The sequence below is a fragment of the Pedobacter frigiditerrae genome (assembly GCF_032678705.1).
Taxonomy (GTDB): domain Bacteria; phylum Bacteroidota; class Bacteroidia; order Sphingobacteriales; family Sphingobacteriaceae; genus Pedobacter; species Pedobacter frigiditerrae_A.
In genome coordinates this window covers 1,939,379-1,956,026 of the sequence record NZ_JAVTSS010000001.1, presented here as the reverse complement: position 1 = coordinate 1,956,026, position 16,648 = coordinate 1,939,379, and the positions used below count along the sequence as shown (strand labels likewise).

Genomic DNA, 16,648 nt, shown 5'->3' with positions numbered 1-16,648 from the left:
TGAACAAAAATAGAATTTAAATGGATAAAATTGATGTTAAAATATGTAGAGGAGTACAGTTTTGTAATGTTAGTTTAAAACAACCTGTTCAATCGGTAAGGTAAACCAAAAGGCAGTACCTTTTCCTAGCTCACTATCTACTCCAATTGTGCCATTGTGTTTTTTGATGATTTCTGAACAAATATAAAGCCCTAAACCCAGACCGTTATACTGACTTTCGCTACTATTTACTCGGTAATAACGATCAAAAAGATGTTTAAGTTTTTCTTGGGGAATTCCAGGTCCGTTATCTATAACAGATATTTTTGCATACTCATCTATCTTTTCTATTAAGATGTTGATGTTTTTAGAATCTGACGCATACTTAATTGCGTTATTTACAAAATTATTAATGATTTGTTCAATTCTTAAAGCATCTGCAACTATCTCTAATTGTAAATCTCCTGTGGTGGTAATTATATATTTGCTACCAGAACGTACATCTAAACAACATTGGTCTATCATTTCAGCTAGGCGAAACTTTTTAACTTTAATATGAAGTTGCCCCTCATTTGCCATGCTAGAATTTAGCAATTCGTTGATTAAGGCATTTACTTTATCCATACTTCTGTTAGCCTGCAATATCAATTTGGGCAACATTGGCGATTGCAAATTTTCTTTAAGTCTATCCAATAACTGTAAAGAACCCTTTAAGGTTGTCATTGGAGTTTTTAACTCGTGGCTTGCAATATTAATAAAATCGTCTTTTTGTTGCTGTAAAAGTCTTAATTCTTGTATGTCTGTAGCGGTTCCTACCCAAAGCTCAATTTTATCTTGTTGATTAAGGATAGGCATTAACCTAATTAAATGCCAACGGTAATCTCCGTCCGCTCTTTTTCCTCTAACTTGAAATTCTCCACCTAAACTTCCTTTTATGATGGCATAATATTTTTCTCCGCTAATTTTTATATCATCGGGATGAATGGCCGCATCAAACCCTAAACTCTTGGTTTCTACTTCGGTTAAACCGGTGTAATCGTACCATCGTTGATTGTAATAAACCACATCGCCATCAACTGTGTTTGTCCAAGAAATTTGAGGTATGGTTTCCATCATATTCCTGAAACGATTTTCACTTTCAGCTAAAGCTTTGGTGCGTTTGATGACTCTATTTTCGAGTTGTTGGTTTAAGGTTTGTAACTCTGCTGATTGGAAGATTAGTTTTTTATCGGTGATGATTTTCTCTTTTCTTATTTTAGCATCATCAAGCGCTCTTTTTATCTTAGTAGTTAAGGTATATAATCTTTCTTTTGAAACGTAGTCGGTAACTCCATTTTTGATTAATTCTACGGCATTTTCTTCTCCGATGAATCCTGAAACAATGATGAACGGAACGTGGGCATGGTTAACTTGCGCAATTCCAAAAGCTGATACCGCATCAAATGAAGGCAGTGCATAATCAGATAATATCAAATCTGGTTCAAATGTTATTAATGCAGATTCGAAATCTTTACGTGTTTGAACATTAAGAGTCCTAAATTCTAAGCTAGTTTTATTTAATTCACGTAAGAGTAAATCAGCATCGCTATCATTGTCCTCAACAATTAGGATTTTTAGGTTGGTAAGCATCGTCTAAAGTTTACAAATGTGGTGGTTGGCTTAAAACCATCCAATACAAACCAATTTCTTTAATTGCTTTTGAGAAATTATCACTCTCCACAGGTTTTACGATGTAACTATTAGCGCCCAATTCGAAACATCTTTCAATATCTGGTCCTTCATTAGACGAAGTTAACATCACTACAGGAATAGATTTCATTCTTTTATCAGCCTTAACCTGTTCTAAAACTTGTATGCCAGAGACTTTGGGCATTTTCAAGTCTAATAAAATCAGTGTTGGAAATTGGTTAGGGTTTCTGGATGCAAAAACTCCTTTGCAATACAAAAAATCTAATGCCTCTGCACCATCTTTAACGTGTAACAATTTTTGGGTAAAACCACTTTTATTTAATGCCCTTATCGTTAAAGCGGCATCATCTACGCTATCTTCTACAAATAGTATTTCTATATTTTCGTATTCCATATTCTTTAATTTATTGCTGGCAAGCTGAAATAAAAACAACTGCCTTTTTCTAATTCTGATTCTGCCCAAACATTTCCATTATGCCTGTGCACAATCTTTTGCACTATTGCTAATCCTATACCTGTTCCTTCAAATTCTTCTTGAGAATGCAAACGTTGAAAAACTCCAAAGAGCTTATCGTAATATTCCATATCGAAACCAGCGCCATTATCTTTTACAAAATAAACAACCATATTTTCTTCTAGATAGGAGCCAATTTCTATATGTGTGTTTGTTTTGTTGCTAGAATATTTAATGGCATTTGAGATGAGGTTTATCCACACTTGTCTAATTAATGATTTATCGCATTTGGCATTTAGCAATACTTCTAAATCAAATTGCGGTATGTGTTCATCTTTATCGAAAATCAATTCTTCCTTAATTAGCTGAACCAGCGCATTCATATCAATTTCGGCAACTGTAACTGGTTTCCTGCCAAGTTTAGAGAAGGCCAGTAAATCATCAATTAACAATCCCATTTTTTTAGAATTGTAAATGATAGATTGAAGGGCTTTTTCTCCATCTACATCTAGCTTTTCTACATAATCTTCTAAAAGAATTTTTGAGTACCCATTTATAGCTCTAATTGGCGCTCTAAGATCATGCGAAACAGAGTATGAAAAAGAACCTAATTCTTTATTGGCGAGTTCTAGTTGTGCAGTTCGTTCAATAACTTTTTGTTCCAACTCTTCATTTAAAATGCGAATATCTTCCTCAGCATTCTTAAGTTCTCTATTTGCGGTAATTAGTTCTTCAGCTCTTTTCTCTTTTTCCTTGTTCTGAAAAGCCAATTCTTTGTTAGCGATAATCAATTCAGCAGCTCTTTTTTCTTTTTCCTCATTCTGAAAAGCTAGCTCTTTATTGGCAATAACTAATTCTGCTGCTCTATTTTCCTTTTCTTCATTCTGAAAAGCTAGCTCTTTGTTTGCAATAACTAATTCTGCCGCTCGGTTTTCTTTTTCTTGGATTTGGAAGAGGAGTTCTTTATTGGTAATGATTAATTCAGCTGCACGATTTTCCTTGTCTTCAATTTGTAAGGCGATTTCTTTATTAGCAATAATTAATTCAGCAGTTTGATTTTCTTGTTCTGAATTTTTTAGGTTAAGCAAATGTGTAGTTTCCTGCCCATCTGAAGTGTGTTTTTTCATTTTTTAAACTTGCAAACGGTTGGTAAGAAATAGACGCTGATATTTTAGCGCAACAACAGGGAAGGTGATTGAGGTTAATTTTCCTTGGTATTTTATAAAGTTAACATAATAAACTGTGTAATTGTTTCAGAAAATAAATAACAATGGTATTTATATCAACACAAACGTTTGATTTTCTAGCGTATTCTTAAATATGTCACAAGAAGGTTAGGTACTCGATTACATAAAACAACAAATTGCGTGTTGTAACAAGGTCTAACTCAAATCGATTCTGATTTTAATATAAAACATCTAAAAAAAATCAAACGTTTGTGTTGTCCTTAACTATGTATATAAAGATTTACATGTTTAATTTGGTAATAATTAATTAACACACAACCAAATAAACCAATGAATAAACGAATATCCTTATTCTTTTTAATTTTCTTTTTTCTAAATGCTGGGGTCGCTAAAAGTCAATTTGGTGCCTTAACAAGCGATTCTATTTTCTTTCAAATGAAAAAAGTTGCCGATTGGCAATGGAAAACTTTAGAGAAAGTGGGTTGGAAAAATCCTAAAAAAGATTGGACAAGTGGAGCCATGTATACTGGTATGGTAGCTTGGGCTAAACTAGCGAATGATAAAACCTATTACCGAAAATTGATTCAGGTTGGAGAAGACAATAAATGGCAAGTAGGCAAATACCGTTATTTTGCTGATGATTACTGTGTTGGGCAGCTCTATTCTCAATTATATAAGATTTATAAAGACCCAAAATACATTGCCGATTTTAAAGCATTGGCTGATACAATTACCACCTTACCACATACCGAAGGTTTGGAATGGAAAAAAAATATCCACTTAAGAGAATGGGCTTGGTGCGATGCTTTGTTCATGGGGCCTCCAGCTTTGGGCTATTTAACTGATGCAACTGGTGATGCTAAATTTTTAGATAAGTCTGCACAACTGTGGATGAAAACAACTGAATACCTTTATGATAAAGATGAAAAGCTTTATTATAGAGATAGCCGTTATTTCAATAAAAAAGAGAAAAATGGCACTAAAGTATTTTGGGGCCGTGGTAATGGTTGGGTAATAGGAGGTTTGGTAAGGGTACTTTCTGTAATGCCAAAAAACCATCCAGAACGCAAAAAATTAGAAGGCTTATTTAAAGATATGTCTAATAAACTGGCAGCTTTACAACAACCAGATGGAAGCTGGCACGCAAGTTTGCTTGACCCTGCAAGTTACCCCTCAAAAGAAACCAGCGGAACAGGATTTATCTGTTATGCAATGGCTTGGGGAATTAACAATGGTTTATTGCCAGCTAAAAAATACCAACCTGTAGTTAATAAGGCTTGGTTGGCATTGGTTACATCTATTCACCCAGATGGTAAATTAGGTTTTGTACAAGCACAAGGTGCAGCACCAGATAAAGTTGGTTATGATGATACTGATGTGTATGGTGTTGGCGCTTTCCTTTTAGCAGGTAGCGAAATGCTTCCTTTATATCTAAACCAAAAAGACAATGTATTTATTAAAGAGGTTTACAACGAAACTGCTAGCTCAAAAAAACAAATTGTTGAGGTAAAATGGTCGGATATTAAAAAAGAAATTAAAAAAGCTGACCCTAAAAACGTAGTAGTAAACGATGCGGCAACCAAAACTTTAATTCCATCGACCATTATCTATAAAGGTAAAACACCTCAATTCTTACAATATACTGTAGATTTTTCTGCAGGAACTAACAGATATTTTGAAATTAGCACAAAATAAAGTGATAAATAAACTTAAATATATGGGCTTGGCAGTAGTTTTATCTACTGTTACCATTCAAGCTCAAGCTCAAAAGAAGGCAAAACCTAATCCAGTTGTTACTGGCGCCCAAGACCGCGAATATTGGGCAAATCTATTATATAAGATGTCTTCGCCAGTTATTTTAAACCTTTCTAACAGTACCTTAAAAAAGAACATGCCAGTGGAAGTGCCTCCTGGTCAGAAAACAGATTTCTTTAAAAAGGTTACTTACTTAGAAGCAGTTGGCAGAACAATGGCTGGTGTTGCACCTTGGCTTGCTTTACCTGATGATGAGACAAAAGAAGGGCAAATGCGCAAAAAACTACGTGAAGCACTTTTAAAAGGTATTGCAAATGCAGTAGACCCAGCAAATCCAGATTACCTGAATTTTAGAACGGAAAGCCAGCCGATAGTAGATGCTGCTTATATGGCGCAAGCATTTTTAAGAGCACCAAAAGCATTATGGGAACCATTAGATGACGTAACTAAAAAGCGCATTGCTGAAGAGTTTAAAGCCTTGCGTACACGTACTGGAGCATATAACAATTGGTTGTTGTTTGCAGGAATTAACGAAGCTTTTTTATTGAGCATTGGCGAACAAGCAGATCCTGTACGTTTAGAGTTTGCAAAAAGAAAAATATTAGAATGGTATCAAGGAGATGGTTGGTATAGCGATGGACCAAGCTTTAGCATGGATTATTATAACTCTTATGTCATTCATCCCATGTTAGTCGATTTTTTCAAGGTACTTTCAGATAAAAAGAGAGTTCCAATAGATATGTATGATACTGCTGTAAAACGAATGGTACGTTATTCTGAGTTTTCTGAAAGAATCATTAGTCCTGATGGTACTTATGTTCCAATGGGTAGGTCTGTTACTTATCGCACTGCGGCTTTTCAAGCATTAGGTCAGGTAGCCTTGATGGAAAAATTGCCGTCGCAAATTAGTCCAGCTCAAGTTCGTTGTGGGGTAACTGCTGTTATGCATCGCATGTTTGATCAATGCAATAACTTTGATGCCAATGGTTGGTTAGTTTTGGGTTTTTGTGGTTCACAACCCGGCATTGCCGATGGCTATACTTCAACTGGTAGTTTGTATATGGCTACATTAGGTTTTTTACCCTTAGGTTTACCGGCAGATAATGTATTTTGGACTGCAGATGCGGCAGATTGGACCGCAAAAAAAGCTTGGAGCGGACAAGCATTTAAAAAAGATTATCACGTAGAATATTAAAAAAGAAATTTTATAAAGATGAAAATATTTTCTCTTCCCAATTACATTAGAACAATAGCACACTTAGTTGTTTTCGTTCTTTTAGCATCGGCCATGCCTTTGTTAGCGCAAAACACAAAAGTAATTAGTGCCAAAAAAATCAATGATACTTCTGTTGAACTCTTACTACCAGATAACCAAAAACTGACTTTAGATTTTTACGGAGAAAACATCTTTAGGTTGTTTCAAGACAATGCAGGAGGGATGCTTAGAGATCCTGAAGCAAAACCTGAAGCTAAAATATTGGTAGAAAATCCAAGAAGACCTGTTACTAGCTTAAACATAGTTGATACGAATAACCAAATCACGGTTTCAACAGCAAAAATTGATGTTCAAGTAGATAAAAATACATCATTGATAAAAGTAATCAATAGAGCTACAAAAGCTGTTGTATTAACAGAAGTATCTCCTGTCAACTTTGAAAAAGACAAGGTGACTCTTACTTTAAAAGAAAATGCTGATGAGTATTTTTATGGAGGTGGTGTACAAAATGGTCGTTTCTCTCATAAGGGCAAAAAAATAGCCATAGAAAATCAAAACAGCTGGACAGATGGTGGTGTAGCATCTCCAACACCTTATTATTGGTCTACAAAGGGTTACGCAATGATGTGGTACACCTTTAAAAAAGGAAGTTATGATTTTGGGGCAAAAGAAAATGGAATAGTAAAATTAGCTCACGAAACAGATTATTTAGATGTCTTTTTGATGGTTGATGATGGAACTGTTGCCTTATTAAATGATTTTTACCAATTAACAGGTAATCCAATTTTATTGCCAAAATTTGGTTTTTACCAAGGTCACTTAAATGCTTATAACAGAGATTATTGGAAGGAAGATGAAAAAGGATTATTGTTTGAGGATGGAAAAAGATACAAGGAAAGTCAGAAAGACAATGGAGGTGTAAAAGAATCTTTAAATGGCGAAAAGAATAATTATCAGTTCTCTGCCCGTGCAGTAATAGATAGGTATAAAAAGAATGATATGCCGTTTGGTTGGTTGTTGCCTAATGACGGTTATGGTGCAGGTTACGGACAAACAGAAACTTTAGATGGCAACATTGCTAATCTTAAAGATTTTGGCGATTATGCTCGTAAAAATGGAGTAGAAATCGGTTTATGGACACAATCTAATCTTCATCCAAAAGAAGGTGTAAGCGCTTTGTTGCAACGTGATATTATTAAAGAAACTAGAGATGCTGGTGTTAGGGTTTTAAAAACTGATGTGGCTTGGGTAGGTGCTGGATATTCGTTCGGTTTAAATGGCATTGCCGATGTTGCTCAAATTATTCCGAAATACGGGAACAACAGCAGACCTTTTATTATTTCTTTAGACGGTTGGGCAGGTACACAGCGTTATGCAAGCATTTGGTCGGGCGACCAAACTGGCGGTGTTTGGGAATACATTCGTTTCCATATTCCAACTTATTTGGGTTCAGGCTTATCTGGTCAGCCAAATATTACTTCAGATATGGATGGTATTTTTGGAGGAAAAAATACTACTATAAACACAAGAGATTTTCAATGGAAAACCTTTACGCCAACTCAATTAAATATGGATGGATGGGGTTCAAATGAGAAATACCCACACGCATTGGGTGAGCCAATTACTTCTATAAATAGAACTTACTTAAAACTAAAATCACAATTAATGCCGTATGCTTATAGCATTGCTAAAGAGGCGGTTAATGGTTTGCCAATCATCAGGGCAATGTTTTTAGCCGAACCGAATGCTTATACAAACGGAACGGCAACACAATACCAATATTTATACGGACCATCGTTCTTGGTAGCACCAATTTATCAGGCAACTAAATTAGACGAAAAAGGTAATGATATTCGCGATAATATCTATTTGCCAACTGGTACTTGGTTTGATTATTTTACGGGAGATAAATACGCAGGAAATAGCATTATCAATAGTTTTGATGCGCCGTTATGGAAGTTGCCGGTTTTAGTTAAAGAAGGAGCAATTATCCCGATGGCTAACCCGAATAATAATGTTTCTGAAATTAACAAAGGCAATAGAATTTATCAATTTTATCCGGCAGGAAAAACCTCATTTACTGAATATGATGACGATGGTAAGACCGAATCTTATAAGTTAGGCAAAGGCGTTTCTAGTTTAATCGAATCAGAGGTTAATCAAAAGCAAATTGCCACTTTAACCATTCATCCTGCCAAAGGCGATTTTGATGGTTTTGTAAATGAAAAAGCAACAGAGTTGATTGTTAATGTTACCGCAAAACCAACAAAGATTATTGCTAAAATAGGAGGTAAAAAAGTGAAATTAACCGAGGTAAGCTCGATGCAAGATTTCTTGAAAAAAGAAAATACCTTTTTCTATGATGCAACGCCAAACTTAAACAGGTTTGCTACAAAAGGCAGCGAGTTTGAAAAAGTTGTCATCGCTAAAAATCCTCAGTTATTGGTTAAATTACCAGTTACAAATATCACGGTAAATCCTGTAACGGTAAGTATTGAAGGATTTAAGTTCGAACCTGCTGATAAACTACGCATCTCTACAGGAAAATTAGCAGCGCCATTAAATGCTGGTGTTACCGAAAAAAATAGAGAAGCTTATACGCTTAAGCCAACTTGGAAAAAGGTAGAAAATGCAGATTTTTATGAGATAGATTTTAGCAACATGCATTATACAACCATCAGAGATACCACTTTATTGTTTGAAGGTTTAGCTGCAGAAACTGCTTATTCATTTAAATTACGTGCTGTAAATAAAGATGGCTTTTCAGATTGGACAACCATCACAGCTAAAACAAAGAACAATCCTTTAGAGTTTGCGATTAAAGGAATTGTAGCACAAACCACAGCAGAAAATCAAGGTGGAGAAGGACCAACTAAATTGTTCGACTTTGATGAAGCAAGCATGTGGCATACAAAATATGGCGTTAAAGCTGTTCCATTTGATATGGTTATCGACTTAAAATCAATTAATCAATTGGATAAGTTTCATTACCTGCCTCGTTCTGGAAGAGGGAATGGGGTTATCCTAAAAGGAAGTGTTGCTTACAGTAACAATAAAGAAAACTGGACTGAAGTAAGCCCATTTGAATGGCCAAGGACAGATGATGTTAAAATATTTAATTTCCCAACTCATCCAACTACGAGGTACATCAAAATCTCAGTTACTGAAGCTGTTGGCGATTATGGTTCTGGTCGCGAATTATATGTGTTCAAAGTTCCAGGTACAGAAAGTTACCTGCCAGGCGATATTAACAACGACCGTTTGATTGATAAAAACGACTTTACTTCTTACATCAATTACACAGGTTTAAGAAAAGGTGATGCTGATTTTGAAGGTTACATTAGCAATGGCGATATCAACAAAAATGAATTGATTGATGCTTATGATATTTCAGTTGTGGCAACACAATTAGAGGGCGGTGTAAAAGTGAATAAAGCTGATGCTAAGGTTGCAGGTAAACTTGAGTTAAGTACTTCAAAACAGAATTATAACAAAGATGAAATTATTGAAATTAAGGTTAAAGGTATTGATCTTAAATCGGTAAACGCATTAAGTTTTGCCCTACCTTATAACTCACAAGATTATGAATTTGTAGCCGTACAGAGCTTAAATACAAAACAAATGGATAACCTAACTAATGATAGGTTGCATACCAATGGTGATAAAGTTTTGTATCCAACATTTGCGAATTTAGGTAATAAGGAAACCTTATCTGGTACTAGCGATTTATTTGTAATCAAACTAAAAGCAAAACGTAAGTTAAAGTTCGACCTTAAACTACGCAATGGCTTATTGGTAGATCAACAGCTAAATACTGTTAAAATTGATTAGTCTCCTTACAGAAAAATAAAATGATTGATTCCTTCTTCATTAAAAAAGTGGTGAAAGTAAACCTAATTCTAATGGGTTTACTTTTCACTTTCTTTTCATTGCAAGCGCAGCAAAAACCAAACGTAATTATCATTTATGTTGATGATTTAGGTTATGGAGACTTAAGTTGTTATGGCGCTACAAAAATTGCAACTCCAAACGTAGATAAACTTTCAAAAGCTGGCGTAAGGTTCACCAATGGCCATACTACTTCTGCAACCTGTACACCATCTAGGTATGCCTTAATGACTGGCGAGTATCCTTGGAGAGAAAAAGGACGCAATATTTTACCAGGTGATGCTGCATTGGTAGTTTCAACAAAAAACATAACCTTACCTAAAGTTTTTAAAACTGCTGGTTATCAAACAGGTATTGTAGGTAAGTGGCATTTAGGTTTAGGAGATAAGGTAACTAAGGACTGGAATGGAGATATCAGTCCTGGTCCAAATGAAATTGGTTTCGATTATTCTTTTATTTTTCCGGCAACGGCAGATAGGGTACCGACAGTATTCATGGAAAACCATAAGGTAATTGGCCTAGAAAAGAATGATACGATTAGAGTTGATTATCAGAAGAAAATTGGTAACGAACCAACCGGAAAAGAAAACCCAGAGCTACTTAAATTAAACTCCTCAGTTGGACATAACAATACCATTGTAAACGGAATTGGTCGTATTGGATTTATGGAAGGTGGTAAAAAAGCTCGTTGGACTGATGAAGAACTGGCTCCAACTTTCCTTTTCAAGGCGATGAATTTTATTGAAGAGAATCAAAAAAAACCATTTTTCCTGTATTACGCATTACATGATATTCACGTACCTCGTATGCCTGCAAGTATGTTCAAAGGTAAAAGTTCATTGGGTTATAGAGGAGATGCTATCCTAGAAATGGATTGGGCAGTTGGTGAACTTACCAAACAACTAGATCGATTGGGTTTAACTAAAAATACCATTATCATATTTAGCAGTGATAATGGGCCTGTGTTAGATGATGGTTACGCAGATGAAGCGGTCAGTAAAAATGAAGGGCACCTACCTGCTGGTCTGTTAAGAGGCGGTAAAATGCAAGTGTACGAAGGAGGTACAAGAGTGCCATTCATTATATCATGGCCAGCACAGATTAAACCTGCTGTATCAATGGCGATGGTTAATCAGGTAGATTTTTTAGCCTCCTTTGCCAGTTATTTAAAGGTGCCTATTAAAAATGGTGAAGCTGCAGATAGCGAAAACCACTTTAATGCTTTTGTGGGTAAACAACAATTCGGTAGAAGTGTAATGATAGAAGAGGGTTTCAATAACTTAGCTATTGTAAAGAATAACTGGAAATACATAGCGCCTTTTGGAAAACAAGGCGAACAACTGTATGACTTAAATACCGATATCGTCGAAAAAAATAATGTAGCTGATAAATTTCCTTCAAAAACTAAAGAGTTAAAGGATTTATTGACGCAAATGGATGGAAGAGGTAAGAGGTAAGGTGTAAGATGGAAAATGGAAGGTGTAAGATGGGAAATGGGAAGGTAAAATGGGGGAGCCTGAAAGTCTGAAAGTCGAGAAAGTCCAAAAGATAAGAAGCAAAAGGATTTAAAATGTAAGATGGAAGAGGGGAATTTAACCTATTACGAAACTCTCAGTGCCAAAATATAAAAGCATGATGAAATATCATTTAAAGATAATGATTGCCATTTTATTGGTAATTACAGAAGTTAATCTGGCGAAGGGACAAGTTAATACTGACGCTTCATTAATGGTTCAGCCAATTAATTGGGGAAAGTTTAACAAAAAAGCACCTAATAATAAAATAGCAAATAATGTAAAAACAACATTGCTTCATGCGAATAGATTTGCCCTTACAACTTGGTACAAGGATTTAAAAAATTATCAACAAGACTCGACTGGTTATCTTGATTTGAAAAGTAAATCTAAGGTTAATGAATACCGTTACCGTTTTCCGGCTGCCATGTCTTTTGGTATCGCGATAGCTATAAAAACAGGGATATACGATCAAACTGTTACTGGTGTTTCATTGCAGGGAGCTAAAGAAAAAACATTGTTAATGATTCGCTCTATAGCTTATGACCATAAAATTAATAATACCCGAAAAGTTTGGGGTGGCGATTGGCAAGCTGCTCACTGGGCTTATTATACAGGCTACGGGGCTTGGCTTTTATGGGACGATTTTTCTCCAAAGGATCAATCTAATATCCTAAAAATGATGATTGCCGAAGCAGATCGTTTTTTGCCAACAGCTCCACTTTATTATAAAGACAGTACTGGAAAAGTAATCTTTAAAGGTGATTCTAAAATTGAAGAAGATGCATGGAATGCAGAGTTATTGTACTTGGCTGCGGTTATGCTGCCTAACCATCCAAATTCTAATAAATGGTTGCATAAGGCGGTTGAGTATTTAATCGCTGCAACATCTCTTCCTTCCGATTTAAATAACTTAAGAATCATACACGGACAGCCTGTTAGCAGTTGGGTTAAAGGTTATAACATGGAAGAGCCAGGTTTTGTAATTAACCATGGCATCATTCACCCGATGTATAATGCACTTGCTTCCATGATTAATGCACCTATAGTGTTCTCCTTGGCCAAAAGGCCTACGCCTGAAGCAGCACGTTTTAATTTAGATAAAATTTACTATTCAGTAACTACCCATCGCTTTTCATCGCCTCCTTATAAAGCTCCTGGTGGCACCATGTATCAAGAAGGCAAAGCCGATGTTTATTATCCAGAAGGTTCAGATTGGGGATTGGGTGTTTATGATACTTACGCCAATTTAGATATCGCTGCATTTACGTATGGTTGGGACAACCTATCCTTAAAACATAAAGGAGAATACTGGGCTAAATTACACGTTGATAAAGTATTGGAACAACAACAACGTTTTGCAGATAGGCATACCTATATGGGTGATCAAGAGAATAGCTATTTAGGAAGAGAAGAAGCTATTGCCAGTAGAATGGGTTCAGCTTGGATGACCATTTGGTTACAACAACAGGTTCCTGTGGTTTATGAAGATAAGCCAATTTTAAACTCAATAAAGTAAACTGAAAGATCAAAACTCAACAAGCCAAAACCCTTGTAATATTTTTAATAAAATTAAATGATATTAATTTTTAATTATTTAAGTTTGTTAACAAGGATCCCGTTTTATTCGGAACTTAAAAACCAAGTATAAATACCTCTCACGTATTAAAAATCAACGTTTTTTGCTTTTTAAGTAAAAAAATTACTTTTATTGATGAACGTTTTATTCATAAATGAAAGATTTTTAATTCTTTTTTTGGTTAATAAGTGATGAATTTTTCGCCCTGCAAGAAAAATATTAACCAAATCATTGATGAACATTATGCAAAAAACACTACTTAGCAAATGCCATTGGAGAGCATTTTCTGGTACCCAATTGCTATTAGCCATGGCAATGTTACCGATCTCTTCTTTCGCAGCAGAAAAATCTGCACTTGCTACCACAAACAGCACCGTTTTTTTTGTGCAACAAACAATAAGCGTTAAGGGAACGGTTGTTGATGAAAAAGGACTTCCCTTGCCAGGAGTAGGTATCAAGGTGAAAAATGGTACAGCTACCACTACTACAGATGGAAAAGGGCAATTTAGCATCAATCTCGAAAATGCTAACGCCACCTTGGTTTTCACCATGGTAGGTTTTAAAACCAATGAAGTTGCGGCAGCGAACAACATGAAGGTGGTATTGGCCGAAGAAGTTTCAAATTTGGATAATGTAGTGGTAATTGGTTATGGTACGGTAAAGAAAAAGGACCTTACTGGTGCAGTTTCTTCTGTGAAGAGCGAAGACATTACACTTAATCCAGTGAGTAGTCCGATGGAAGCTTTACAAGGCAGGGTAGCAGGTTTAGATATTCAGCGTACAAGCGGCCAAGCTGGGCAAAACCCTAGCGTGTTGTTAAGGGGTAACCGTTCCATTACGGTGGGTGCCATTCCGGGTGCTTCACAAAATCCATTATATGTTATTGATGGGATTATTGGTAGCATTACTAGCTTAAACCCAAATGACATTGAAACCATCGATGTGTTAAAAGATGCATCTTCTACCGCAATTTATGGGGTTGCAGGTGCAAATGGCGTGATCATGATTACCACAAAAAAGGCAAAAGCAGGTAAGGTTCAGGTAGATGTGAACAGTTATTATGGCATTAATGGTAGGGCAGAATTTCCAAAGGCTTTATCGGGTGATGCTTGGTTAACTTACATCAACGAACGTTATTTTACGGCAAATAATAAGTATCCAGCAAGTTTAACCGATGCGGGCATTCCTGCAGCAGGTGTTACGGCCATTAACAATGGGCAATGGATTGATTGGGTAGATGAGACCTTACGTGATGGTTCACAACAAAATCACCATATCTCTGTTCGGGGAGGTTCTGAAAAAACACAGGCTTACATGTCATTAGGTTATATAGACGAAAAAGGGATTTATCAAGGCGATGAGTCGAAGTTTTACAATATTCGTGGTGGTGTAGATGTTAATTTCAGTAAATTCTTTAAGGCTGGTTTGCAAACAACGGCTAACTTAAGAAATGGCGATCAAACCAATAGCCGTATCAACAAGGCTTATGGTGTATATCCATTAGGTTCAGCTTATAATGCAGATGGTACTGTAAATGCATTGCCATTGACTGGTGTATCTGCGGTGAGTCCGATTGCCAATTATGCTAATGGGGTATTCATTAACAATACAAAAAGTCTTTATTTGGCGGTGAACCCTTATGTAGAGTTTACGCCGATTAAAAACTTATCTATTCGTTCTAACTTGGGTCTAACGCTTTCGTCTGGCCGACAAGGTACTTTTGCGAATGAGCGTTCGTACAATTTACTTTCTGAAGGTAGAACTGCAAAAGAGGCGAGTTACGAAAACAGCATCAGCTATAATTACTTATGGGAAAACATCATTAATTATAATTGGACATTGGCCAACGATCATCAATTTACCGTTACGGGAATTACTTCTTTGGAAGACAAAAGGAGCGAACGTTCTTTCATCTTCGGCACTGGACTTGAATTTGATGATTACAGTTTCTATAACCTGAGTGCTGCAACACTTTCTACAACTAAATCAACTGGTTATATTCAACAAAATAGAATGTCTTTTGCGGGAAGGATCAACTATAACTACAAAGGAAAATACCTTTTCCAAGCTTCTAACCGTTGGGATGGGGTATCACAGCTGATTGACAAATGGTCATCGTTCCCATCAGTATCTGCCGCTTGGCGCATCAGTGAGGAGAAGTTCATGGACTTCAGTAAAGCATACATCAGCAATTTGAAGTTAAGAGCTGGTTATGGTGTTGCGGGTAACCCGAATATTCCGGCTTATACCAATAGTACTTTAGTTGCTTCTAGGTCTGGAGAATTTCCATTGACTTTAGGTGGATCTACTGCCTTGCCATTGTATTCTACCAACCGTGCCTTGGGTAATGACGATTTAACCTGGGAGCGTTCTTACAATTTTAACTTAGGTTTAGATGTGAGCTTGTTTAACAACAGAATCGATTTAACTGGAGAGTATTTTAATACCAAATCTAAAGGTGTTTTGTATCCAAGAAACTTGCCACCTACAGATGGAGGATTTGATGCCAAAAACCAATATTACATTTACGCCAACATCGCTGAAACCAAAAATGCTGGTTTCGAGTTAACTATTTCAAGTAGGAACATCGAAACAAAAGGTGGCTTTAAATGGAACAGCGCATTTACTTTTACAAGAGCTACAGAAGAGCTAACCAAACTTGATTTGGGTAATTCTATTGCGACTACTGCCTTAATTACCAATAACCTATTTGTGGGCAGTCAGTTACCACAGAGTGTGCTTTTTGGTTATAAAAAATTGGGTGTTTGGCAATTGGGCGAAGAAGTGGAAGCGGCTAAATATGGTGCAAAACCTGGAGATGTTAAATTGGCTACTGTACCAAAAATTGATGTAGCAGGTGTGAGCGATAACGGGGTGCATGCTTATTCGGCAGCAGATAGAATGATCCTTGGTCACAATACGCCTAACTTTAGCATGGGTTTACAAAATACCTTTACTTATAAAGGATTTGATTTAACAGTATTCATGACCATGCGTTACGGACAAACCATCAATGCGCAGTTATTGGGTTATTGGAATCAGATTGGTCAACCAGCTTCTTATAACTATTGGACGCCATCAAATCCAACAAACGATTTCCCAAGACCAACTACAGGTACAAGTTTGAGTAATACTTATATCAGTTCACTTTCAATTGTAGATGGTTCTTACTTTAAAGTAAAAAACATCACCCTTGGGTATTCGTTACCAGCGAAAATTAGTAGCAAGGCAGGATTTAGTCGCATTAGGTTATATGGTACGGCTTACAACAGTTTTGTGTTTGCGAAAAGTTCTTTGTTGAAAGACATCGATCCTGAAACAGCTGGAAGTGATAGTTTCCCGTTATACAGACAAATGGTTTTTGGATTGAACGCATCATTTTAATAT

Annotated in this window: 9 protein-coding genes; 6 read left to right on the top strand and 3 right to left on the bottom strand. The window is 36.1% G+C overall.

Annotated elements, in window-relative coordinates; all coding sequences use genetic code 11:
* Positions 1 to 69 precede the first annotated feature (69 nt).
* The 3 genes from R2Q59_RS07690 to R2Q59_RS07680 are packed head-to-tail and all read right to left on the bottom strand — an operon-like array spanning position 70 to position 3,249.
* Positions 70 to 1,608, bottom strand: a complete 1,539-nt coding sequence (locus R2Q59_RS07690; protein ID WP_316784924.1) for an ATP-binding protein — start codon at positions 1,606 to 1,608, stop codon at positions 70 to 72.
* A gap of 10 nt (positions 1,609 to 1,618) precedes the next feature.
* Positions 1,619 to 2,062, bottom strand: coding sequence for a response regulator (locus tag R2Q59_RS07685; RefSeq protein WP_316784922.1), 444 nt, complete (start codon positions 2,060 to 2,062; stop codon positions 1,619 to 1,621).
* A gap of 5 nt (positions 2,063 to 2,067) precedes the next feature.
* Positions 2,068 to 3,249: a sensor histidine kinase gene (locus R2Q59_RS07680; protein ID WP_316784921.1), complete on the bottom strand. Its 1,182-nt coding sequence runs from the start codon at positions 3,247 to 3,249 to the stop codon at positions 2,068 to 2,070.
* Between the two features lie 390 nt (positions 3,250 to 3,639).
* On the opposite strand from R2Q59_RS07680, the gene R2Q59_RS07675 reads away from it, so the two are divergent.
* From R2Q59_RS07675 to R2Q59_RS07650, 6 genes are all read left to right on the top strand, one after another.
* A complete protein-coding gene (locus R2Q59_RS07675) occupies positions 3,640 to 5,004 on the top strand; it encodes a glycoside hydrolase family 88 protein (protein WP_316784919.1) in 1,365 nt (454 codons plus the stop codon).
* Positions 4,985 to 6,259 carry a DUF2264 domain-containing protein gene (locus R2Q59_RS07670; protein ID WP_316784917.1) on the top strand — a complete coding sequence of 425 codons (1,275 nt, stop codon included), beginning with the start codon at positions 4,985 to 4,987 and terminating at the stop codon, positions 6,257 to 6,259. Before R2Q59_RS07675 ends, R2Q59_RS07670 begins: the two co-directional genes overlap by 20 nt.
* An 18-nt stretch (positions 6,260 to 6,277) precedes the next feature.
* A complete protein-coding gene (locus R2Q59_RS07665) occupies positions 6,278 to 10,111 on the top strand; it encodes a TIM-barrel domain-containing protein (RefSeq protein ID WP_316784914.1) in 3,834 nt (1,277 codons plus the stop codon).
* A gap of 20 nt (positions 10,112 to 10,131) precedes the next feature.
* Complete coding sequence (locus R2Q59_RS07660; protein ID WP_316784910.1) at positions 10,132 to 11,625, top strand: arylsulfatase; 1,494 nt, start codon at positions 10,132 to 10,134, stop codon at positions 11,623 to 11,625.
* Positions 11,626 to 11,800: 175 nt separating this feature from the next.
* On the top strand, positions 11,801 to 13,201 hold the full coding sequence (locus tag R2Q59_RS07655) for a hypothetical protein (RefSeq protein WP_316784907.1): 1,401 nt from the start codon (positions 11,801 to 11,803) through the stop codon (positions 13,199 to 13,201).
* Between the two features lie 294 nt (positions 13,202 to 13,495).
* Positions 13,496 to 16,645, top strand: coding sequence for a TonB-dependent receptor (locus tag R2Q59_RS07650; protein WP_316784904.1), 3,150 nt, complete (start codon positions 13,496 to 13,498; stop codon positions 16,643 to 16,645).
* Positions 16,646 to 16,648 lie beyond the last annotated feature (3 nt).

Coding starts and splice junctions, on each gene's coding strand:
- R2Q59_RS07685 (WP_316784922.1), bottom strand. CDS start 2,062: ATGGAATACGAAAATATAGAAATACTATTTGTAGAAGATAGCGTAGAT.
- R2Q59_RS07690 (WP_316784924.1), bottom strand. CDS start 1,608: ATGCTTACCAACCTAAAAATCCTAATTGTTGAGGACAATGATAGCGAT.
- R2Q59_RS07660 (WP_316784910.1), top strand. CDS start 10,132: ATGATTGATTCCTTCTTCATTAAAAAAGTGGTGAAAGTAAACCTAATT.
- R2Q59_RS07675 (WP_316784919.1), top strand. CDS start 3,640: ATGAATAAACGAATATCCTTATTCTTTTTAATTTTCTTTTTTCTAAAT.
- R2Q59_RS07655 (WP_316784907.1), top strand. CDS start 11,801: ATGATGAAATATCATTTAAAGATAATGATTGCCATTTTATTGGTAATT.
- R2Q59_RS07680 (WP_316784921.1), bottom strand. CDS start 3,249: ATGAAAAAACACACTTCAGATGGGCAGGAAACTACACATTTGCTTAAC.
- R2Q59_RS07665 (WP_316784914.1), top strand. CDS start 6,278: ATGAAAATATTTTCTCTTCCCAATTACATTAGAACAATAGCACACTTA.
- R2Q59_RS07650 (WP_316784904.1), top strand. CDS start 13,496: ATGAACATTATGCAAAAAACACTACTTAGCAAATGCCATTGGAGAGCA.